This window comes from Burkholderia sp. LK4 (genome assembly GCF_001043615.1).
Classification (GTDB): domain Bacteria; phylum Pseudomonadota; class Gammaproteobacteria; order Burkholderiales; family Burkholderiaceae; genus Burkholderia; species Burkholderia cepacia.
On record NZ_LDUL01000063.1, the window covers coordinates 81,204 to 100,850 of the forward strand.

At 65.9% G+C, this 19,647-nt stretch carries 22 protein-coding genes; 10 read left to right on the plus strand and 12 right to left on the minus strand.

What is annotated here, in order from left to right; translation table 11 throughout:
* Positions 1–97 precede the first annotated feature (97 nt).
* Positions 98–1,069: a thymidylate synthase gene (locus VK92_RS28715; RefSeq protein ID WP_048022996.1), complete on the minus strand. Its 972-nt coding sequence runs from the start codon at positions 1,067–1,069 to the stop codon at positions 98–100.
* A gap of 41 nt (positions 1,070–1,110) precedes the next feature.
* On the minus strand, positions 1,111–2,508 hold the full coding sequence (locus tag VK92_RS28720; RefSeq protein ID WP_021159730.1) for a sigma-54 dependent transcriptional regulator: 1,398 nt from the start codon (positions 2,506–2,508) through the stop codon (positions 1,111–1,113).
* Between the two features lie 501 nt (positions 2,509–3,009).
* On the opposite strand from VK92_RS28720, the gene VK92_RS28725 reads away from it, so the two are divergent.
* Both VK92_RS28725 and VK92_RS28730 read left to right on the plus strand, forming a co-directional pair.
* Positions 3,010–3,336 (plus strand): hypothetical protein, encoded by a 327-nt coding sequence (locus tag VK92_RS28725; protein WP_048022937.1) that lies wholly within the window; start codon positions 3,010–3,012, stop codon positions 3,334–3,336.
* A 270-nt stretch (positions 3,337–3,606) separates the two neighbouring features.
* Positions 3,607–4,107 (plus strand): dihydrofolate reductase, encoded by a 501-nt coding sequence (locus tag VK92_RS28730; protein WP_048022935.1) that lies wholly within the window; start codon positions 3,607–3,609, stop codon positions 4,105–4,107.
* 86 nt (positions 4,108–4,193) lie between these two features.
* Here VK92_RS28730 and pmbA read toward each other — a convergent pair whose 3' ends face one another.
* Complete coding sequence (gene pmbA, locus VK92_RS28735; RefSeq protein WP_027788039.1) at positions 4,194–5,564, minus strand: metalloprotease PmbA; 1,371 nt, start codon at positions 5,562–5,564, stop codon at positions 4,194–4,196.
* A gap of 127 nt (positions 5,565–5,691) precedes the next feature.
* On the opposite strand from pmbA, the gene yjgA reads away from it, so the two are divergent.
* A complete protein-coding gene (yjgA, locus tag VK92_RS28740) occupies positions 5,692–6,294 on the plus strand; it encodes a ribosome biogenesis factor YjgA (protein ID WP_272481918.1) in 603 nt (200 codons plus the stop codon).
* The gene (gene mog / locus VK92_RS28745; protein WP_048022994.1) at positions 6,278–6,892 is read left to right on the plus strand and encodes a molybdopterin adenylyltransferase; all 615 of its coding nucleotides are present in this window, start codon (positions 6,278–6,280) and stop codon (positions 6,890–6,892) included. The genes yjgA and mog overlap by 17 nt, the downstream gene beginning before the upstream one ends.
* A 34-nt stretch (positions 6,893–6,926) precedes the next feature.
* On the opposite strand, the gene orn is transcribed toward mog, so the two are convergent.
* Positions 6,927–7,547 (minus strand): oligoribonuclease, encoded by a 621-nt coding sequence (gene orn / locus VK92_RS28750; protein ID WP_048022931.1) that lies wholly within the window; start codon positions 7,545–7,547, stop codon positions 6,927–6,929.
* Positions 7,548–7,664: 117 nt separating this feature from the next.
* Here orn and VK92_RS28755 point away from each other — a divergent pair, with 117 nt between their 5' ends.
* From VK92_RS28755 to VK92_RS28765, 3 genes are all read left to right on the plus strand, one after another.
* Positions 7,665–8,924 (plus strand): M48 family metallopeptidase, encoded by a 1,260-nt coding sequence (locus VK92_RS28755; protein ID WP_048022930.1) that lies wholly within the window; start codon positions 7,665–7,667, stop codon positions 8,922–8,924.
* Positions 8,921–9,862, plus strand: a complete 942-nt coding sequence (gene rsgA / locus VK92_RS28760) for a ribosome small subunit-dependent GTPase A (protein ID WP_021159738.1) — start codon at positions 8,921–8,923, stop codon at positions 9,860–9,862. Before VK92_RS28755 ends, rsgA begins: the two co-directional genes overlap by 4 nt.
* Before the next feature lie 67 nt (positions 9,863–9,929).
* On the plus strand, positions 9,930–10,247 hold the full coding sequence (locus tag VK92_RS28765; RefSeq protein ID WP_048022928.1) for a putative signal transducing protein: 318 nt from the start codon (positions 9,930–9,932) through the stop codon (positions 10,245–10,247).
* Positions 10,248–10,314: 67 nt separating this feature from the next.
* On the opposite strand, the gene VK92_RS28770 is transcribed toward VK92_RS28765, so the two are convergent.
* The 6 genes from VK92_RS28770 to rpsP form a co-directional block, all read right to left on the minus strand.
* Positions 10,315–11,253 carry a CobD/CbiB family protein gene (locus VK92_RS28770; RefSeq protein ID WP_021159740.1) on the minus strand — a complete coding sequence of 313 codons (939 nt, stop codon included), beginning with the start codon at positions 11,251–11,253 and terminating at the stop codon, positions 10,315–10,317.
* A gap of 120 nt (positions 11,254–11,373) precedes the next feature.
* Positions 11,374–12,060, minus strand: coding sequence for a CoA pyrophosphatase (locus VK92_RS28775; protein WP_021159741.1), 687 nt, complete (start codon positions 12,058–12,060; stop codon positions 11,374–11,376).
* A gap of 87 nt (positions 12,061–12,147) precedes the next feature.
* The gene (gene rplS, locus VK92_RS28780; RefSeq protein ID WP_006753174.1) at positions 12,148–12,540 is read right to left on the minus strand and encodes a 50S ribosomal protein L19; all 393 of its coding nucleotides are present in this window, start codon (positions 12,538–12,540) and stop codon (positions 12,148–12,150) included.
* 133 nt (positions 12,541–12,673) lie between these two features.
* Entirely contained in the window at positions 12,674–13,468 is a 795-nt protein-coding gene (gene trmD / locus VK92_RS28785) for a tRNA (guanosine(37)-N1)-methyltransferase TrmD (RefSeq protein ID WP_006476548.1), read from the minus strand.
* A 1-nt stretch (position 13,469) separates the two neighbouring features.
* The gene (rimM, locus tag VK92_RS28790; RefSeq protein ID WP_048022926.1) at positions 13,470–14,147 is read right to left on the minus strand and encodes a ribosome maturation factor RimM; all 678 of its coding nucleotides are present in this window, start codon (positions 14,145–14,147) and stop codon (positions 13,470–13,472) included.
* Between the two features lie 42 nt (positions 14,148–14,189).
* Positions 14,190–14,444: a 30S ribosomal protein S16 gene (gene rpsP / locus VK92_RS28795; RefSeq protein ID WP_006476550.1), complete on the minus strand. Its 255-nt coding sequence runs from the start codon at positions 14,442–14,444 to the stop codon at positions 14,190–14,192.
* Between the two features lie 153 nt (positions 14,445–14,597).
* On the opposite strand from rpsP, the gene VK92_RS28800 reads away from it, so the two are divergent.
* The gene (locus VK92_RS28800) at positions 14,598–15,737 is read left to right on the plus strand and encodes a PQQ-dependent sugar dehydrogenase (RefSeq protein WP_048022925.1); all 1,140 of its coding nucleotides are present in this window, start codon (positions 14,598–14,600) and stop codon (positions 15,735–15,737) included.
* Between the two features lie 109 nt (positions 15,738–15,846).
* Positions 15,847–16,314 (plus strand): NINE protein, encoded by a 468-nt coding sequence (locus VK92_RS28805; RefSeq protein WP_048022992.1) that lies wholly within the window; start codon positions 15,847–15,849, stop codon positions 16,312–16,314.
* A gap of 49 nt (positions 16,315–16,363) precedes the next feature.
* On the opposite strand, the gene VK92_RS28810 is transcribed toward VK92_RS28805, so the two are convergent.
* Positions 16,364–17,551 (minus strand): PA0069 family radical SAM protein, encoded by a 1,188-nt coding sequence (locus tag VK92_RS28810; protein WP_048022924.1) that lies wholly within the window; start codon positions 17,549–17,551, stop codon positions 16,364–16,366.
* Positions 17,552–17,641: 90 nt separating this feature from the next.
* Entirely contained in the window at positions 17,642–18,130 is a 489-nt protein-coding gene (locus VK92_RS28815) for an Lrp/AsnC ligand binding domain-containing protein (RefSeq protein ID WP_042975180.1), read from the minus strand.
* Between the two features lie 145 nt (positions 18,131–18,275).
* Between VK92_RS28815 and VK92_RS28820 the strand changes: the two genes are divergently transcribed.
* Entirely contained in the window at positions 18,276–19,562 is a 1,287-nt protein-coding gene (locus tag VK92_RS28820; protein WP_048022923.1) for a D-amino acid dehydrogenase, read from the plus strand.
* Positions 19,563–19,647 lie beyond the last annotated feature (85 nt).

Genomic DNA, 19,647 nt, shown 5'->3' on the forward strand with positions numbered 1-19,647 from the left:
CAAACGTGAAACAAAATGGCCCGACCGGTATCAGCCGGTCGGGCCATTTTCCTGCGGGAAGCGGATCGATTCCTCCCGCGCGTCCCGGGCCGCGCGATCAGACGGCCATCGGTGCGGTCAGCGGCTCGTGGTGGCGATAGCCGACGAGCGAGAAATCCGACGGCTCGATCCGTTCCAGCCACTCGGGCTCATAAACACCCGTCTTCGCGTATTCCGGAACACGCCCGGAAATCTCGAGCCGCGGGCTGTCGTAAGGCTCGCGCGTGAGCTGGCGCTGCAGCATGTCGAGCTGGTTCTCGTAGATGTGCGCGTCGCCGATGAAGTACGTGAACCAGCGCGGCGTGTAGCCGGTCAGCCGGCCGACGAGCGCCAGCAGCGCGGCCCCTTCCGTCAGGTTGAACGGCGTGCCGAGGCCGACGTCGTTGCTGCGGATGTACAGGCACAGCGAGATTTCGCGCTTCGTCGCGTTCGGCAGGAACTGGTACAGCAGATGGCACGCGGGCAACGCGATCTGGTCGAGCACGGCCGGGTTCCACGCGTGAAACAGGATGCGACGATCGGACGGGTTCTCCATGATCGTGTCCAGGCACTGGCGCAACTGGTCGATCGCCTTGTACAGCAGCACCTTCGGTGCGCCGTCTTCGTCGAAACGCGTCACGATCCGGAAGCCGCGGCGCGTCGCATCGGCGATCTGCGCGTCGGCGCCCGCGTCGAGCACCTTGTAGCCCGGCCACTGGCGCCATTGCACGCCGTACACGTCACCGAGATCGTCGACGCCCTGGCGATACGGGTTCGCAAGCCACTGGGCATTCTCGTTCGCGTTCGCGTCCCACACCTTGCAGCCGAGCGCGCGGAAATCGGCCGCGCTGCGGGACGCGCGCAGGAAACCGACCAGTTCGCCGATCGCCGACTTGAACGCGAGCTTCTTGGTCGTCACGGCCGGGAAGCCTTGCTGCAGGTCGAAGCGCAGCATCGCGCCCGGCATGCTGATGGTGCGGATCCCCGTGCGGTTCTCCTGCCAGGTGCCGGTATCGAGAATGGTGCGAACGAGATCGAGATACTGTTTCATGCGGGTTCCTTCGGCCGCGAGGGCGGCCGTACCCGCCAATTTTAGCAAGCGTGACGCGGAAGCTCCTGCAACGGCGCCGAAAACCCTGCCAGCGTGTCGCCGCGATCGCGCATGCCGTGCGCGCACATCAGCCGGTAGAGCGTGACACGCGACACGCCGAGTTCGCGCGCGGCATCCGCGAAACGGCCACGATGGCGCAACAGCGCCTGCTCGATCGCCTGCCGTTCGGCCGCCTCACGCGCCTCCAGCAGCGACACGGGTGCGAGTGTCGCAAATTCGCTCAGCTCGAGATCGGCGGCGGTGATCATCCGCCCCTCCGACATGACGATCGCGCGGCGCACACGATTGATCAGTTCACGCACGTTGCCCGGCCACGAATAGCCGTACAGTGACGCGACCGCATCAGGCGAAAAACCGCGCAGGCGGCGATGTGCGTCGCCCTTGAAACGCTCGAGCATGTGACGCGCAAGTATCTCGATATCCTTGCCGCGCGCGCGCAGCGGCGGCTCCTCGATCTTCAACACGCACAGGCGATGGAACAGGTCCTCGCGGAACCGCCCTTCGCGCAGCGCTGCGTCCATGTCCACGTGCGTCGCACAGATCACGCGCACGTCGACGGGCACCGATACGTGGGCACCGAGCCGCTCGATCTTGCCTTCCTGCAGGAAGCGCAGCAGGCTTGCCTGGCTTTCGAGCGGCAAGTCGCCGATCTCGTCGAGAAACAGCGTGCCGCCGTTGGCGGCCTCGACGCGGCCGATCTTGCGCTGGTTCGCGCCGGTGAACGCGCCGCGCTCATAGCCGAACAGCTCGGCCTGCAGCAGCGTCGACGGGATCGCGCCGCAATTGATCGCGATGAACGGCGCGTGCGCGCGCGACGAGCGCTCATGAATCGCGACCGCCGTCAGCTCCTTGCCCGTACCCGATTCGCCGGAGATGAACACAGGTGCGTCGGTCGCCGCGACGCGGCGAATCGTCCTGAAGAGCCCGAGCATCGCATCGCAGGTCCCAACCATCTCGCCCTCGCTGCGTCCCGTGCCGACGGGCGGCGCAGCGGTTTCGGTCAGCGCGACCATGCCGTGCGCATGACCGACGGTCTCGACGATCCGCGCCGTCTCGTACGGCATCGTCACGTAGTCGAAACAGTAGTCACGAATGAGATGGCGCAGCGTGGCGTCCTGCAACTGGCCGCGGCGCGTCGCCGCGATCCAGCCGATGTGCTGAATGCTCAGACAGGATTCGAGTTCGCGCAGGTCCGAGGGCTTGAAGCCCGGCGAAAAATCGAGCAGCCCGGCCGTTGCGACACCGTGCTGCACGACGCGCCGTACGTCCCGCACGGTCTCCGCGAGATCGACACGCCAGCCGCATTCGTCGAAATGACCGCGCAACGCGTCGTTCGGCTCGCGCGAATAGTAGATCACATGCCGCTGATCGACTCCCATATGCTCACCCCGTTCCTCAACCGTCTAACGATTGCCGTGCACGTCAGTATGCGTGCGAAAGGATCGAATCGGGGCAGCCGAAGGCGGCTCGATTCGCCATGCCGATGCTCGGCAACGACAAAGCCTCGCATGATGGCGCTTATCTCGCGTCCAGTTATTTTGATCAAGATAGCTTAGTTATAGGCACTGAATACGACAATCCGATTTCAGTGCCGTGGGCGATACGGCCGAATCGCTCAGGAGGTCGATGTATGTCAATCGTCTGCACATAGCACCTGTGCAGCAATGCGTGCAGTCATCGACGCATGCGACGATTTTCGTCCTTGAAGCGTATCGATTGAATCCGCAGTATTCCCGAGCCCCCTCGTTTCAGGCCTGAAACATTTTCAGCCGTTTTCCGCCACAATTCGCAACGCTTGCGCACGAATCGCAGTCTCGACAACGGTCGCGGCGCGATGGCATGCATTTCGCTGAATAGGGAAACCGTCGGAGACAGCGACCATGCGAAAACATCTTTTACTTTCTTTCGTGCCGATGACCATTGCGGTCGCGGCCGCCGGCCCGCCCACGCCCGTACACGCAGACGAAAGCTCGAAGCCGGATCACGCCGTGCTGCTTGCATCGAACGCGCCGGGCATGCAGCACGGCGTCGGGTTCGGCATCGTGACCGTGTCGGCACCGCAACCGCTGCCGGCCGGCAGGACATCGGTGACCTTGTGGGACGAGATCCCCCCGCCGCCCCAGTTGCCGATGCCGCTCCCGATACCGCAGCCGGGCGACGTGCAGCATGCGATGGAAGGCACCGCACAAGGCAGTACGCATCAGTGACCGTCGATCGAACCATTTGATCAGGATGACGTATCGATCCGGGCAAGCCGGAGAGCATCGATCAGAGGCTGCATTCGCGATCTCTCGACACGAAACGGTTTTGTGCTCCGTCCCCCGGCGGGCACGCTTTTTATTCATTCCGTCGCCGCGCCGCGTGGCTTCGACCGTCGCGGCGCGCAGCGCCGGAAGGCGGATGCGCGCACCCTGAACCGGTGCGCGCCGCCGTTCCGGTAGAATCGGCGCCATTCCGGTTTTCCTCTCCCCACCTTCATGACGACGTTGACCCTGATCGTCGCGCGTGCCCGCAACGGCATCATCGGCCGCGACAACCAGTTGCCCTGGAAACTTCCCGAGGATCTCGCCTTCTTCAAGCGCACGACGATGGGCGCACCGATCGTGATGGGCCGCAAGACCCACGAGTCGATCGGCCGGCCGCTGCCGGGCCGCCGCAACATCGTCGTCACGCGCGATGCGGCGCGACGCTTCGACGGCTGCGACACGGTCACGTCGCTCGCCGATGCGCTGGCGCTTGCCGCGCGCGACGGGGTGCCCGAGGCGTTCCTGATCGGTGGCGCGCAACTCTACACGGAAGGTCTCGCACTCGCCGACAAGCTGGTCGTCACCGAGATCGATGCCGACTTCGACGGTGACGCGTCGTTCCCGGCACCCGACGCCGCGCACTGGCAGGAAGTGTCCCGCGACGCGCACCAGGCGGCCGCGCCGAACACGTTCGGCTATGCGTTCGTCGTCTACGAGCGCAAGCGCGGCTGACGCATCGCGCGCAATAAAAAAGCCCGACCGGCTCACTCACGCCGTCGGGCTTTTTTTGTTTGATGGCGGCCGAGGCCGCGCGCCGCTTACTGCCCGGCGATCGTCATCTGCTCGATCAGCACCGAGCCCGTTTCCTTCGTGCCGCGCACGATCGAATCGGCGCCGATCGCGACGATATGCCGGAACATTTCCTGCAGCGTGCTCGCGACGGTGATTTCCTCGACCGGATACTGGATCACGCCGTTCTCGACCCAGAAGCCCGCCGCGCCGCGCGAATAGTCGCCCGTCACGTAGTTCACGCCCTGCCCCATCAGCTCGGTCAGCAACAGGCCCGTGCCGAGCTTCTTCAGCATCGCGTCGAAATCGTCGCCCGGCTGCGTGTTCGAGCTGCGCAGCGCGAGATTGTGCGAGCCGCCTGCGTTACCGGTGGTTTGCGTGCCGAGCTTGCGCGCCGAATAGGTCGACAGGAAGTAGCCTTCGACCACGCCATCCTTGACGACGCTGCGCGCACGCGTGCGCACGCCTTCCTCGTCGAACGGCGCGCTGCCCATCGCGCGCGGCACGTGCGGATCCTCGACGACCTGGATGTGCGGCGCGAACACCGGCTTGCCGAGACTGTCGACCAGGAACGACGTCTTGCGATACAGCGCACCGCCGCTCACCGCCTGTACGAACGCGCCGAGCAGGCCGGCCGCGAGCGGCGCCTCGAACAGCACGGGCACCTTGCGGGTGTCGAGACGGCGCGCGCCCATCCGCGCAAGCGCACGTTCGGCCGCATAACGGCCCACCGCTTCGGGCGCCGCGAGATCGGTCGCGCTGCGCTTCGACGAATACCAGTCGTCGCGCTGCATGTGACGGCCGCTGCCCGCGATCGGCGCGCATGCGATGTAGTGGCGCGAGTACGGGTAGCCGGACAGGAAGCCACGCGACGTCGCGAGCACGAACTGCGAATGCTGGGCCGACACGCTCGCGCCTTCCGAGTTGCGGATCTGCGGGCTGACCGCGAATGCGGCATCTTCCGCGCGGCGGGCGAGTTCGACGGCCTCGTCGGCCGTCAGTGCCCACGGGTGGTACAGATCGAGGTCGCGCGGGTCGGTTTCGAGCAGCTCGGCTTCAGCGAGGCCCGCGGCCTCGTCCTCGGCCGTGAAGCGCGCGATGTTGTAGGCGGCGGCGACGGTATCCTTGATCGCGCCCGGCGAGAAATCCGACGTGCTCGCGTTGCCGCGCTTCTTGCCGATGAACACGGTCACGCCGACCATCTTGTCGCGGTTGTGCTCGATCGTTTCGACTTCGCCGCGGCGCACCGACACCGACAGGCCGTCGCCCTCCGAGATTTCGGTCGCGGCATCCGTCGCGCCGAGGGCCTTCGCATGGCGAAGGATGTCCGAGGCGATTTCCTTGAGCTGGTCCTGCGTGTGCGGGAAATAGCGCGCTTGTACGTCGAGATTGGCTGCCATCGTCTTGATATCCGGTGGCGGGCGGGCGCCCGCATGTTCAAAATATTGCGTATCCCGCGATCATAGCAAGGTCCGGGGCCGGACACCGACAAGCTTGGCGTGTCCGCGGCGCGATACAATGCCGTCCATGACACGCAAAACCCGAATCCAGCCGATCGAGCATGCCGTCGAGGACGACGACAATGGCTACGATCGCCCCAGCAAATCCCAGTTGAAACGCGAAATGCACGCGCTGCAGGAGCTCGGCCAGGCGCTCGTCGACCTGCCGAAGGACGCCCTCAAGCGCATGCCGATGCCCGAAGATCTCGCGGACGCCGTGCGCGAAGCCCGCCGGATCACCGATCACGAAGGCAAGCGCCGCCAGCTCCAGTACGTCGGCCGCGTGATGCGCTCGCTGACCGACGACGAGACGGCCGCGCTGCGCACCGCGCTCGACGCGCAGCGTGGCGTGAACAAGGCCGCGACGGCCCGCCTGCACTGGATCGAACGCACTCGCGAACAGTTGCTCGCGAACGACGACGCGCTGACCGAATTCCTGCGCCAGCACCCGGAAGCCGATATCCAGGAAGGCCGCACGCTGATCCGCAACGCACGCAAGGAAGCGCAGCAGGGCAAGCCGCCGCGCTATTTCCGCGAGCTGTTCCAGTGGATCAAGGCCGCCGGCGGCGCGTCCGATGCGGACGACGAAGCGGCGGACGACGCCGGAGACGACCATGACGACGAAGCGTAACCACCCGGACGAGCTCGTCGTCGGCCTCGTGTCGATCAGCGACCGCGCGAGCACGGGCGTCTACGAAGACAAGGGCATTCCGGCGTTGCAGGAATGGCTCGGCGGCGCGCTTACGTCGCCGTGGCGCGCCGAAACGCGCCTGATCCAGGACGATGCGCCCACGATCTCCGCCACGCTCGCCGAGCTCGTCGACGTCGCGGGATGCGACCTCGTGCTGACGACCGGCGGCACGGGCCCCGCGCGCCGCGACGTGACGCCCGAGGCCACGCTGGCCGTGGCGACGAAGGAAATGCCCGGGTTCGGTGAACAGATGCGGCAGATCAGCCTGAATTTCGTACCGACCGCGATCCTGTCCCGGCAGGTCGCGGTGATCCGCGAAACGGCCCAGGCCGACCATGCGGCGCTGATCATCAACCTGCCGGGCCAGCCGAAATCGATCCGGGAAACGCTCGAAGGGCTGCGCGATGCCGACGGCAAGTCGACCGTGCCCGGCATCTTCGCCGCGGTGCCCTACTGCATCGACCTGATCGGCGGCCCGTATATCGAGACCGACGACGCGGTGGTTGCGGCGTTCCGGCCGAAAAGCGCGCGGCGCTGAGCCTGTACCCGGCGCCGGGCGCGTGCCGGCCCGCTCAGGCGGCCGGCGCGGACTCGCCTGCCGAAGCCGACGCGGCCGGAATCAGGAAATGCTCGCGGTAGTACTTCAGCTCGTCGATCGACTCGTGGATGTCCGCGAGCGCCGTGTGCATCGCCCGCTTCTGGAACCCCTTGTAGATCGCCGGCTGCCAGCGGCGGCACAGCTCCTTGAGCGTGCTGACGTCGAGGTTGCGGTAGTGGAAGAACCGCTCGAATTCGGGCATCCAGCGCGCCATGAAGCGGCGGTCCTGGCAGATCGAGTTGCCGCACATCGGCGACTTGCCGGGCGACACGTACTGCGCGAGGAAGGCCTGCAGCTGCGCGGCGGCGTCCGCCTCGGTCACGGTCGACGCGCGCACGCGGTCGATCAGGCCCGAGCGGCCGTGCGTCGACTTGTTCCAGTCGTCCATCTTCGCGAGCGTTTCGTCGCTCTGGTGGATCGCGAACACGGGGCCTTCGACGGCGACGTCGAGCGTGGAATTGGTCACGACGACCGCGATCTCGATGATGCGGTCGTTATCCGGGTCGAGGCCCGTCATCTCCATGTCGAGCCAGACGAGGTTCAACTCGTTGCGCACGAGCGCGGGCTGGCTGGTGGAAGCGGCGGTATCGGTCATGAGTCATCCTGGAAAATGGCGGGCAGCGCGCGGCGCCGCCCGGGCGGCCGGCATCGCATCAGCGGGCCCGGTCCGCAAGAACATATAATTCTCGCATAGAACCCTTTGGCGCCTTCGATGTCACCCTTTTCGTTCACCCTGCTGTTCGCGCTCGCCGTGCTCGCGATGGTCGTCACCAAGCTGTGGCTCGCGTCGCGGCAGATCCGCTTCGTCGCCGCGCACCGCAACGGCGTCCCCGCGCAGTTCAGCGCGACCATCCCGCTGACCGCCCACCAGCGCGCGGCCGACTATACGGTCGAGCGCACCCGGCTGACGATGCTCGAGATCGTCGTCAGCGCGGCCGTGCTGGTCGGCCTCACGCTGCTCGGCGGCGTCGGCGCCCTCGACACGCTGCTCACCGGCTGGCTCGGCCGCGGCTACGGGCAGCAGGTCGCGCTCGTCGCCGCGGTGCTCGTGATCACGAGCGTGATCGACGTCCCGTTCGAGTATTACCGCCAGTTCGGAATCGAACAGCGCTTCGGCTTCAACCGGATGACCAAGCGGCTGTTCTTCACCGACATGCTGAAAAATTCGCTGCTTGGCGCCGCGCTCGGCCTGCCGCTGCTGTTCGTCGTGCTGTGGCTGATGAACCAGGCCGGCAGCCTGTGGTGGCTGTGGACCTGGATCGTCTGGGTCGCGTTCCAGATGCTCGTGCTGCTGATCTACCCGACCTTCATCGCACCGATCTTCAACAAGTTCGAACCGCTCAAGGACGACGCGCTGCGCGCGCGCATCGAGTCGCTGATGAAGCGCTGCGGCTTCGCGGCGAAGGGCCTGTTCGTGATGGACGGCAGCCGCCGCTCCGCGCACGGCAATGCGTACTTCACGGGCTTCGGCGCCTCGAAGCGGATCGTGTTCTTCGACACGCTGCTCGCACGCCTGTCCGGCCAGGAAATCGAGGCCGTGCTCGCGCATGAACTCGGCCACTTCAAGCGCCGCCACGTGATGAAGCGGATGCTCGTGTCGTTCGTGCTGAGCCTCGTGCTGCTCGCGCTGCTCGGCTGGCTTGCACAGCGCACGTGGTTCTACACGGGGCTCGGCGTCACGCCGTCGCTCGACACGAGCAACGCGGGCGCCGCGCTCGTGCTGTTTTTCCTCGCGATTCCCGTGTTCCTGTTCTTCGCGACGCCGTTCGGCAGCCTCACGTCGCGCAAGCACGAATTCGAGGCCGACGCATTCGCGGCCAGCCAGACCGACGCGCAGGATCTCGTCAGCGCGCTCGTGAAGCTCTATGAGGACAATGCGTCGACGCTGACGCCCGACCCTGTCTACACGGCCTTCTACTACTCGCATCCGCCCGCCTCGCAGCGGATCGACCGCCTGCTGCAGCACGCATGAGCCGGCCGACCTCCCGCAAGCCGGCCCCGCGCGCGTCGGGCGCGCAGCGTGCCGAAGGCCGCGTGATCGCGGCGCACGGGCGCCACTACATCGTCGCGCCCGACGATGGCGGCCCGATGCTGCAGTGCTTCCCGCGCGGCAAGAAGAGCGATATCGCGGTCGGCGACCGGGTCGCATACGAACTCGCCTCGGCCGACCAGGGCGTCATCGTCGAGATCGGCGAACGGCGCAACCTGCTGTACCGTTCCGACCAGTTCAAGTCGAAGCTGTTCGCGGCCAATCTCGACCAGTTGCTGATCGTGCTCGCGACCGAGCCCTATTTCAGCGAGGACTTGCTCGGCCGCGCGCTGATTGCCGCCGAGGCGAACGAGCTGAAGCCGCTCGTCGTGCTGAACAAGATCGACGTCGAAGCCGCGCTGCCGGTCGCGCGCGAGCGCCTCGCACCCTACCGCGCACTCGGCTACGACGTGCTCGAGCTGTCGGTGAAAGGCTCGCCCGACGACGCGCGCGCACAACTGATGCCGCACCTCGCCGGGCATTCGACGATCCTGCTCGGCCAGTCCGGGATGGGCAAGTCGACGCTCGTGAACCTGCTCGTTCCCGACGCCGAAGCCGCCACGCGCGAGATTTCGGCCGCGCTCAACAGCGGCCGTCACACGACGACGTTCACGCGCCTCTACCCGCTGGAAGGCGGCGGCGCCCTGATCGATTCGCCGGGCTTCCAGGAATTCGGCCTCTACCACCTGACGGAAGGCCGTCTCGAGCGCGCGTTTCCGGAGTTCCGGCCGCTGCTCGCGGACTGCCGTTTCTATAATTGCCATCATCTGCACGAACCCGGCTGCGCGATTCTCGAAGCCGTCGCCGACGGCCGCATCGCGCCGACACGGCATGCGCTGTATGCGCAACTCGTGCACGAGGCAAGCCAGATCGTCCGCTGACCCGCGCGGCACGCGCGCGGCGGCCAGCCGGTGCCATGCGGGCCGGCCCTCACCGACAGGAGCCGCGATGCGTTTCAAGGCACCCGATCTCGCGACGGCGCAGCATTGGGCCAACGTCCTCCAGGTGGCCGGCATCGGTTGCGAGCTGCACAACTGCTACGCGACCGGCGCACTCGGCGGCCTGCCTGCCGACGCGTGCACGCCCGAGCTGTGGCTCGCCGACGAACGCGACGACGCGCTCGCGCGCCGGCTCCTCGATGCCGCTTCGCATGGCCCGTCGGCCGGCGCCGCGCCCTGGCGCTGCCGGCAGTGCGGCGAGGCGCTCGAGGCCCAGTTCACGGCCTGCTGGCAATGTGGCGCCGTGCGCGACCCGCGCGACGATTGACCCGCACAGCAAAAAAGGCCGGCATCGAGCCGGCCTTTTGTCTTTCATCGGGTACCGCACTGCCCCGTCACGACACCCAGACGGCCAGTGTCAGCATCAGCAGCAGAATCATCCACAGGATCACGGCGCGCCAGACAAGGCCAACCGCGGATTGCAGCGTGCGCGGCGTGCAATCGTCACCGACCGTCAACGGACCGCTGTCACCGACCGCCAGCGCATCGAGGCTCGACGGTTCCGCGAGCGGCCCTGCGAGGCGTGCGCCGAGCGCGCCGCTACCGGCTGCGAGCAGGACGCCGTCGTTCGGATCGGGCCACTGGCGCGTATGGTTTCGCCACGCGTAGATCGCGTCCTCGAAGTTACCGACGATTGCAAAGCCGAGTGCGGTCAGTCGCGAGGGAATCCAGTCGATCACGAAGAACGCGCGCTGCGCGAACGTCGAGAAGGCCGCCGTGCGGTCGTCGCCCGGCGTCGACCAGCTGCGTGCGAGGTATTCGGAAATCCGGTACAGCACGGCGCCGGCCGGGCCGATCGGCAGCACGTACCAGAAGAACACGCCGAACACGTGGCGATGCGATGCGACAACGGCGTGAATCAGCGTATGGCGGACGATTTCGCCGACCGGCATGTCGACCGTGTCGATACCCGTCCACTCGTGCAGGATTTCGCGCGCACGGGGCACGTCATCGTTGTTGAGCGCGAGGTGGATGTCGGTGAAGTAGTGGCTGAACTGGCGGAAGCCGAGCGTGAAATACACGACGACGACGTTCCAGATGAACGCGAGCACGAAGCTCACCTTGTACAGCAGGAAATAGATCAGCGCGACGATCAGCACCCACGGCAGCACGACTGCGAGCCATGCGAGGATGCCGTGCTTCTGCTTGCCTGCGTCTAGACCATGCGCGACGGTTTCCGCATGAAACTGGAACAACGCGAACACCGGATTGTTCGGCGACAACGCGCGGACCTGTTCGATGATGAGGGCGAGGAGAACCGAAAAGAAAGTCATGCGTGGCGCCGTCTTCGGAGTTATGTCATTTTTTGCATAACGATAGCACAGCGTAAGCACCGGATGGCTGCCGGCGCGGTCGTGCGGCAGCCGGCCGCGCGCGCCAGCCGCCGTGCGCGCCTAGCCGGCGGCCAAGAAGCGGTACAGATTGCGCAACATGCCGGCAGTTGCGCCCCAGATGAAGTAATGCCCGCCGGGTTCGCCATTCGGATAGGGCATCGCAAAAAAACGACGCTCGCCGCCTTCCCAGCGAAACACCCGGACCTGATGGTTGGCGGGATTCATCAGGAACGCGAGCGGCACCTCGAAAATCTCGGCCACTTCGAACGTGTCGGCCTGCACGGTGAACGGCGGATGCACGAGGCCGACCACCGGCGTCACGCAGAAGCCCGTGCCGGTCAGGTAGTCGGGCAATGCGCCGAGGATCTCGACACGCTCGTCCGCCAGCCCGATCTCTTCCTTCGCCTCGCGCAACGCGGTTGCGGTCGCGTCACGATCGAACGGTTCGCGGCGACCGCCGGGGAAGCTGATCTGTCCGGCGTGGTCGTTCAGGTGGTCGGCGCGCTGGGTCAGCAACATGGTGAGGCCGGACTCGCGGACGACGAGCGGGACGAGGACGGCCGCGCTACGCGGATCGACGCCCTCCTGCAATCTCGCCTCGTCGGGCTCGACGCTCCACTCGAGCGTGCGCGCGAAACGGTCGCGCAGGCCGGACGGTGTCATCAGGCGGGAATCGATGGCCGGCAGGCCGGCGCCGGTGCCTTCGACCGGCAGGACTTCGGGATCGATGATGGGGCGGCGATTCAATGGGGCTCTCGTGTTTGTGTCGTATCGAGCATATTGTCGCGCCAGAATGAAAAAAGCACCCGGGTGGGTGCTTTTTCCTTACAGCTCTTACTCTTGGGAAGCTGCTGCGGCGCGATCCTTCGACACCAGCTTTTCCTTGATACGAGCCGACTTGCCCGAACGCTCGCGCAGGTAGTACAGCTTCGCACGACGCACATCGCCGCGGCGCTTCACGACGATGCTTGCCAGCAGCGGCGAGTACGTCTGGAACGTACGCTCGACGCCTTCGCCCGACGAGATCTTGCGGACGATGAAATTCGAGTTCAGGCCACGGTTGCGAATAGCGATCACGACGCCTTCGTAGGCCTGAACGCGCTTGCGGTTACCTTCAACCACGTTCACGTTCACGATCACCGTGTCGCCCGGGGCGAATTCGGGGATCGTCTTGCCGGCGAGCGCGCGCTCGATTTCTTCCTGCTCAAGTTTTGCGATCAGATTCATTACTGACTCCTTATGCCATCGTGTCGGCGTTCACACCCGCCTGCTTCCAGGCCTGGCCCCGATAGAGGATGGATTCACATCAGGCGCCGCACACGCATGTACGGCACCGCCAATTCCCGCTCGCGCAGCCGCCTCAGGAGGCGTCCTTCGCTTCGCGTGCGAGGTTCGCGAGCCACGCCTCGTCGGCCCGGCTCAACAACTTCTCGCGGCGCGCCCGGACGATCAGGTCCGGCCGCTTCCGCAACGTATTCCTCAATGCTTCCTGGCGCCGCCACTTCTCGATCTCGGCATGATGCCCGCCGAGCAGCACGTCCGGTACGCGCACGCCGTCGTATTCCTCGGGGCGCGTGTAGTGCGGACAATCGAGCAGGCCATCGGCGAAGCTGTCCTGCACGGCCGACAGCGAATCGTTCAGCACGCCGGGCAGCAACCGCACGACGGCATCCATCATCGCCATCGCCGGCAATTCGCCACCCGACAGCACGAAATCGCCGAGGCTGATTTCCTCGTCGACGCAACGGTCGAGCAGGCGCTGGTCGATCGCCTCGTAGCGACCGCACAGCACGACAACGCCGGGTTCCTGCGCCATCCGCACCGCACGATCGTGCGTGAGCGGTGCGCCTTGCGGCGACATCATCACGACGCGCGTGCTCGCGATACCCTGTTCCGCCTGCGCCGCTTTCGCGGCATCGATCGCGGCTTCGAGCGGCCTGGCCAGCATCACCATGCCCGGACCGCCGCCGTACGGACGATCGTCGACCGTGCGGTAGTTGTCCGTCGTGAAATCACGCGGGTTCCAGGTGCGCAACCCGAAGCGCCCTTGCTTGACGGCCCGGCTGGTGATCCCCCAGTCGGTCAGTGCACGGAACATCTCGGGAAAGAGCGTGACGACGTCGAACTGCACCGCGCTCTCGGTAACCTGGTTCATTTCAGTAATCGGCTTCCCAGTCGACGACGATGCGACGCGCCGCCTGATCCACCGTTTTGACGTATACGCCGACGAACGGAATCAACCGCTCGTCGGTGGTCGGCTGACCGTCTTTGCCGGTCGCCGGATACTCGACACGCATGATCGAATGCACGCCGTTGTCGATCATCCCGCTCACCTTCCCGAGCGCCACCGATTGCTCGTTGACGACATCGAGACCGATCAGGTCGACCCAATAGAATTCGTCCGCGGCCAATGCCGGGAAATCTTCCCGGCGCACGAACACGCGAAAACCGCGCATGGCCAGCGCGGCATCGCGGTCGCTCACGCCCGCGGGTTGCGCAACGACAGTGTCGCTGTGCGTCTTCGACTGCAGGATGCGGACGGAAAGCCGCTCCGCACCGCGCTCCAGCCACCAGTGGCGCGCCTTGAGCAGCGCATCGCCACCGCGACCGGCGTCGGCATGTGTCGCCACCTTGACCCAACCCTTCAGGCCATAGGCGTCGACCACTGCCCCGACCTCGACGGCATCGTCGGGCCAGGCCTGCGCCACTTCGAGACTGCCCTGCTCGGCAGCCTGACCGGCGTTCGCGACAACGCCGCGCTCGACCGGCTTGCGGACGAATGCGCCAAACGACGCACGCCCGCGCCTTGCATTACCGGAATCGTGACCCGCCATCAATGCACCTCACAGCCGGCACGACCGGCACACCGTGCCATGTTAGGCAGCCGGTTGCGCCTTTTGCGCTTCCTTCACGAGACGCTGGACGGTCGGCGACAGTTGCGCGCCAACGCCTTGCCAGTACGTCAGGCGATCCTGAGCGATACGCAGCGATTCGCCCTTCGTGGCGACCGGGTTGTAGAAGCCGACGCGCTCGATGAAGCGGCCGTCACGACGGTTGCGCGAATCGGTAGCAACGATGTTGTAGAACGGGCGCTTCTTCGAGCCGCCACGAGCCAGACGGATGATAACCATATGATGTCCTTCGGGAAAACCGGGTTCGAAACTACTGAAACACGCGATTATAGCCGGAAACCAGAGGTACAACAAACACTTACGCGCAAAAAATCCGCGGGCGGCCTGTCCGCCGGGCATAGAATCGTCGTGTCCGGGACGTTCCACACCGTCATGCCGCCCCTTCGCGCCGCCTCGATGTGCCGCGCGCAGCACCGTTTCGCGGCGCTGCTTGCCGGCTTTGCCTGCCTCGTATCCGCAATGGCGTCAGCCGCGCCGCTGCCGGTGGGCGAACTCGTCGTGCCGCCCGGCTTCCACGTCGAAGTGCTGGCCGACGCGGTACCGACCGCTCGCGAAATGGCGTGGTCGCCACGCGGCATCCTGTATGTCGGCACGCGGGAAGGCCGCGTGCACGCGTTCGTGATGCACGAGGGCCGGATCAGCGCGCGCTACGTGATCGCGTCCGGGCTCGACATGCCCGTCGGTGTCGCCTACCGTGACGGCGCACTCTATATATCAGCCGTATCGCGCATCCTGCGGCTCGATCGCATCGACGACCGGCTCGCCACGCCGCCCGCACCCGCCGTCGTCACCGACGCGCTGCCGGCCGAACACCATCACGGCTGGAAATTCATCGCGTTCGGCCCCGACGGCAAGCTGTACGTGCCGACCGGCGCACCGTGCAACGTCTGTCTCGCCGATCGCAGCCGCTACGCGATCATCGCGCGCATGAAGGCGGACGGCAGCGGGAACGAGGTTGTCGCCCGCGGCATACGCAATACGGTCGGTTTCGCATGGCACCCCGATTCGGGCGAGCTGTGGTTTACCGACAACGGGCGCGACATGATGGGCGACGACGTGCCCGACGACAAGCTGAGCCGCGCACCGCGCGCAGGCCTCGACTTCGGCTTCCCGTACTGCCATGGCGGCGACACGCCTGACCCCGAATTCGGCAGCCCCGACGTTTGCCGCCGCTACGTGCCGCCCGTATTGAAACTCGGTGCGCACGTCGCGGCCCTCGGCATGCGCTTCTATACAGGGCCGATGTTTCCGGCGTCGTACCGCAACAACGTGTTCATCGCCGAACACGGCTCGTGGAACCGCAGCACGAAGGTCGGCTACCGCGTGATGCGTGTCGTGGTCTCGGCAGACGGCAGCCACGCGCGCCAGACTCCGTTCGTCACCGGCTGGCTGCGGCCCGACGGCACGGTATGGGGACGCCCTGCCGACGTGCTGCCGCTGCCGGACGGCTCGCTGCTCGTCAGCGACGACTACGCGGGCGCAATCTATCGCGTGACCTATGCGGCACCTTGACGCAGTACAGGGATGACCGGCCCCGACCGGGCATCGTAGAATGCGTGCCGGGCCGCGCGCCCGCGCCGGCCCGCCGGCCGCCCATGCCAACGACAATACGCCGCCATCCATGTCCAGCAGCACCGCACCGTCCCGCCGCTTCCGCTCCAAGACGCTCACCGCCGCCCTCGCGTTCCTGTTCGGTTCGCTCGGCGCGCACCGCTTCTATCTGTATGGCTTTCGCGACGTGTACGGCTGGGCGCACCTGCTCGCGACGATCGTCGGCATCCCGGGCTTCCTCTTGCTCGCCGAGACCCAGCGCAGCGCCGGCCTCGGCTGGTGGCTTGCGGTACCCGGCGCAATCTCGCTGCTGGCCGCCTTCCTCGCCGCGCTCGTCTACGGGCTGCGTCCCGACGAAAAATGGGACGCGCAATTCAACGCGGAGACGGGCAGGCACAGCAAGTCGGGCTGGACCGTGATCTTCGTGGTGATCTTCTCGCTGCTGATCGGCGCGTTCCTGCTGATGACCGCGCTCGCACTGTCGTTCCAGACGTATTTCGAGTCGCAGGTCGAAGCAGCCAAGCAGATTTCGCAGTAAGCGCAACGAACGCGACGCACCGGCACCCCGCGCCGGCTTGGCGCGCCGATCAGAACAGGTTCAATTGCATGTCGTCGCGCGCGTGCGTCGATCGCGTGCCGGCTGAACGCACAGCGACACGCGGCACCGGCGCCGCGGCGGCCGGCGTGCCGCGAAACTGCGACAGATCGAGAATGCCGTTCGTGCGCTCGTTCAGCCCGAGCCGCTTGACGGCCTGGCGGAAGCGCTGCCGCAGCAGGTCGGCCCAGATTCCCTCGCCCTTCATCCGTTTCGAGAAATCCGAGTCGTAGTCTTTCCCGCCGCGCATGTCGCGCACGCGGTTCATCACGCGCTCCGCGCGGTCGGGAAAATGCGCGGCCAGCCAGTTCTTGAACAGCGGCGCGACTTCCCACGGCAGCCTCAGGATGATGTAGCTCGCATGCGTCGCGCCGGCTTCCGCGCACGCCTCGAGCACACGCTCCATGTCGGGCTCGGTGACGAACGGAATCATCGGCGCAATGCTCACGCCGACCGGCACGCCCGCCTCGCTCAACGCACGAATCGTACGCAACCGTCGCGCCGGCGTCGCCGCGCGCGGCTCGAGCGTGCGCGCGAGATCGGCGTCGAGCGTCGTGATCGTGACCGCCGCCATCACCTGCTTGCGCTCGGCCATCGGCGCGAGCAAGTCGAGATCGCGCTCGATCAGCGACGACTTCGTGATCGCCGCGAACGGCAACCCGCGATCGTGCATCACCTGAATCACGCTGCGCGTGATGCGCAAGTCGCGCTCGACCGGCTGGTAGGCGTCGGTATTGACGCCGAGCGCGATCGGCTCCGGCACGTAGCGCTTGCGCGAAATCTCGCGCTCGAGCAGTTCGGCCGCATTGACCTTCGCATAGATGCGGCTTTCGAAATCGAGCCCCGGCGACAAGCCGAGATAACTGTGCGTCGGACGCGCAAAGCAGTAGATGCACCCGTGCTCGCAACCGCGATACGGATTGAGCGATACGCTGAATGGAATATCGGGCGACTGGTTGTGCGTCAGGATGCTCTTCGCCCGCTCCTCGAATACCTGCGTGCGCAGCGGCGCGGGGAAATCGGCATCGTCCGACTCGTGTGTCCAGCCGTCGTCGACCGCTTCACGCTGCGCGATCTCGTATCGCCCCTGCAGGTTGTCGACCGCACCGCGCCCCTTGCGGGGCACGGGCGGCGCTATCGGAAATTCGTTGTCGGATCGATCGTCCATATGCCCACCCATTCGCCTGCGCCCAATACTGTACATTTATACAGTATTGGGCGCAGCGTGCCAAGGGCGGGATAAAGGGCCCGGCGGACTGCTGCCGGTACGTCAGTCGCCCACCGCGATCGTCAGCGTCTCCTTGATTTCCTCCATCACGACATAGCTCTTCGACTGCACGGCGCCCGGCAACTGCAGCAGGATGTCGCCGAGCAGCTTGCGGTAGTCGGCCATTTCGCCGATCCGCGCCTTGATCAGGTAGTCGAAATCGCCGGACACGAGATGACACTCGAGCACCTCGTCGATCTTCATCACTTCCCGGCGGAATTGCTCGAACATGTTGCCGCCCTTGTGGCCGAGCGTGATCTCGACGAACACCAGCAGCGAGGCATCCAACTGGTGAGGATCGACACGCGCGTGATAACCGGTGATCACGCCGTCCCGCTCCATGCGCCGCACACGCTCGATACACGGCGTGACGGTCAGTCCGACCTGTTCCGCGAGGTCCTTCATCGCCATCCGGCCGTCGTCCTGGAGCAGTTTCAGGATGCGCCGGTCGAGCTTGTCGAGCGAGCGTACGGGCTGACGTTGCGTTCTCATTTGTTTATGCTGAAAACCTGAAAAATACGATAACAAAACCTACACATTCGACAATACCATAGCGCAAAAAACTAGATCAGCTAGAGGTTACACGGAGCCGCAGGTGCGCCCGGCCTCGATCTGGTCCCTTCCATCTGGAGCAGCTATGCGAGTCGTCATTCTGGGCAGCGGTGTGGTGGGCGTGGCAAGCGCGTATTACCTCGCGCGCGCCGGTCATGAAGTCACGGTGATCGACCGGGAGGCCGGCCCGGCGCTCGAGACGAGCTTCGCGAACGCTGGCCAGATCTCCCCCGGCTATGCCGCACCGTGGGCCGCCCCCGGCGTGCCGCTGAAGGCCGTCAAATGGATGTTCGAGAAACACGCGCCGCTCGCGATCCGCCTCGACGGCACGCGCTTCCAGCTCCAGTGGATGTACCAGATGCTGCGCAACTGCACGGCCGAGCGCTATGCAGTCAACAAGGGCCGCATGGTTCGCCTCGCCGAATACAGCCGCGACTGCCTGCAGGCGCTGCGCGCCGATACCGGCATCCAGTACGAAGGCCGCACGGGCGGCACGCTGCAACTGTTCCGCACGCAGCAGCAACTCGACGGTGCAGCGAAGGACATCGCCGTCCTTCAGGAAGCGAACGTGCCGTTCGAACTGCTGTCGCCGGCCGAACTGAAGAATGCCGAACCGGCCCTCGCCGCCGTTTCGCACAAGCTGACGGGCGGCCTGCGCCTGCCGGGCGACGAAACGGGCGACTGCCAGCTGTTCACGACGCGCCTCGCGGCACTCGCTGAATCGCTCGGCGTCAAGTTCCGCTACAACACGCCGATCGATGCGCTCGCGATCGCGGGCGGCAAGATCGCCGGCGTGCAGTGCGGCAGCGAGACGGTGCGTGCGGACGCGTACGTCGTCGCGCTCGGCTCGTACTCGACCAGCTTCATCTCGAACCTGATGAAGATCCCCGTCTATCCGCTGAAGGGTTATTCGATCACCGCGCCGATCGTCAACGAAGCGGCCGCGCCCGTGTCGACCGTGCTCGACGAAACCTACAAGATCGCGATCACGCGTTTCGACCAGCGCATCCGCGTCGGCGGCATGGCGGAAATCGTCGGCTTCGACAAGAAGCTGCGCGCCGCGCGCCGCGAAACGCTCGAAATGTGCGTGAACGACCTGTTCCCGGGCGGCGGCGACACGTCGAAGGCAACGTTCTGGACGGGCCTGCGCCCGATGACGCCGGACGGCACGCCGATCGTCGGTCGCACGCCGGTGTCGAACCTGTTCCTGAACACCGGCCACGGCACGCTCGGCTGGACGATGTCGTGCGGTTCGGGCCAACTGCTCGCGGACCTGATCTCGGGCAAGATGCCTGCGATCCAGGCTGACGACCTGTCGGTACACCGTTACCTGAAGGACGTGGCAGGCCAGACGCGCCCGGCCTACGCATAAGCCGCTGCCGCCCGCAGCAATGCGGGCCTGCCGGCCGGCATCAAAAAGAAAGGCGCCCCGGGGGGCTAATGCCGTTCAGTTAAGG

Coding starts and splice junctions, on each gene's coding strand:
- trmD (WP_006476548.1), bottom strand. CDS start 13,468: ATGAACCAGGTTACCGAGAGCGCGGTGCAGTTCGACGTCGTCACGCTC.
- VK92_RS28730 (WP_048022935.1), top strand. CDS start 3,607: ATGACGACGTTGACCCTGATCGTCGCGCGTGCCCGCAACGGCATCATC.
- yjgA (WP_272481918.1), top strand. CDS start 5,692: ATGACACGCAAAACCCGAATCCAGCCGATCGAGCATGCCGTCGAGGAC.
- VK92_RS28765 (WP_048022928.1), top strand. CDS start 9,930: ATGCGTTTCAAGGCACCCGATCTCGCGACGGCGCAGCATTGGGCCAAC.
- pmbA (WP_027788039.1), bottom strand. CDS start 5,564: ATGGCAGCCAATCTCGACGTACAAGCGCGCTATTTCCCGCACACGCAG.
- VK92_RS28820 (WP_048022923.1), top strand. CDS start 18,276: ATGCGAGTCGTCATTCTGGGCAGCGGTGTGGTGGGCGTGGCAAGCGCG.
- VK92_RS28725 (WP_048022937.1), top strand. CDS start 3,010: ATGCGAAAACATCTTTTACTTTCTTTCGTGCCGATGACCATTGCGGTC.
- VK92_RS28815 (WP_042975180.1), bottom strand. CDS start 18,130: ATGAGAACGCAACGTCAGCCCGTACGCTCGCTCGACAAGCTCGACCGG.
- VK92_RS28810 (WP_048022924.1), bottom strand. CDS start 17,551: ATGGGTGGGCATATGGACGATCGATCCGACAACGAATTTCCGATAGCG.
- rplS (WP_006753174.1), bottom strand. CDS start 12,540: ATGAATCTGATCGCAAAACTTGAGCAGGAAGAAATCGAGCGCGCGCTC.
- rsgA (WP_021159738.1), top strand. CDS start 8,921: ATGAGCCGGCCGACCTCCCGCAAGCCGGCCCCGCGCGCGTCGGGCGCG.
- VK92_RS28755 (WP_048022930.1), top strand. CDS start 7,665: ATGTCACCCTTTTCGTTCACCCTGCTGTTCGCGCTCGCCGTGCTCGCG.
- VK92_RS28770 (WP_021159740.1), bottom strand. CDS start 11,253: ATGACTTTCTTTTCGGTTCTCCTCGCCCTCATCATCGAACAGGTCCGC.
- VK92_RS28715 (WP_048022996.1), bottom strand. CDS start 1,069: ATGAAACAGTATCTCGATCTCGTTCGCACCATTCTCGATACCGGCACC.
- orn (WP_048022931.1), bottom strand. CDS start 7,547: ATGACCGATACCGCCGCTTCCACCAGCCAGCCCGCGCTCGTGCGCAAC.
- VK92_RS28805 (WP_048022992.1), top strand. CDS start 15,847: ATGTCCAGCAGCACCGCACCGTCCCGCCGCTTCCGCTCCAAGACGCTC.
- mog (WP_048022994.1), top strand. CDS start 6,278: ATGACGACGAAGCGTAACCACCCGGACGAGCTCGTCGTCGGCCTCGTG.
- rimM (WP_048022926.1), bottom strand. CDS start 14,147: ATGGCGGGTCACGATTCCGGTAATGCAAGGCGCGGGCGTGCGTCGTTT.
- rpsP (WP_006476550.1), bottom strand. CDS start 14,444: ATGGTTATCATCCGTCTGGCTCGTGGCGGCTCGAAGAAGCGCCCGTTC.
- VK92_RS28800 (WP_048022925.1), top strand. CDS start 14,598: ATGCCGCCCCTTCGCGCCGCCTCGATGTGCCGCGCGCAGCACCGTTTC.
- VK92_RS28720 (WP_021159730.1), bottom strand. CDS start 2,508: ATGGGAGTCGATCAGCGGCATGTGATCTACTATTCGCGCGAGCCGAAC.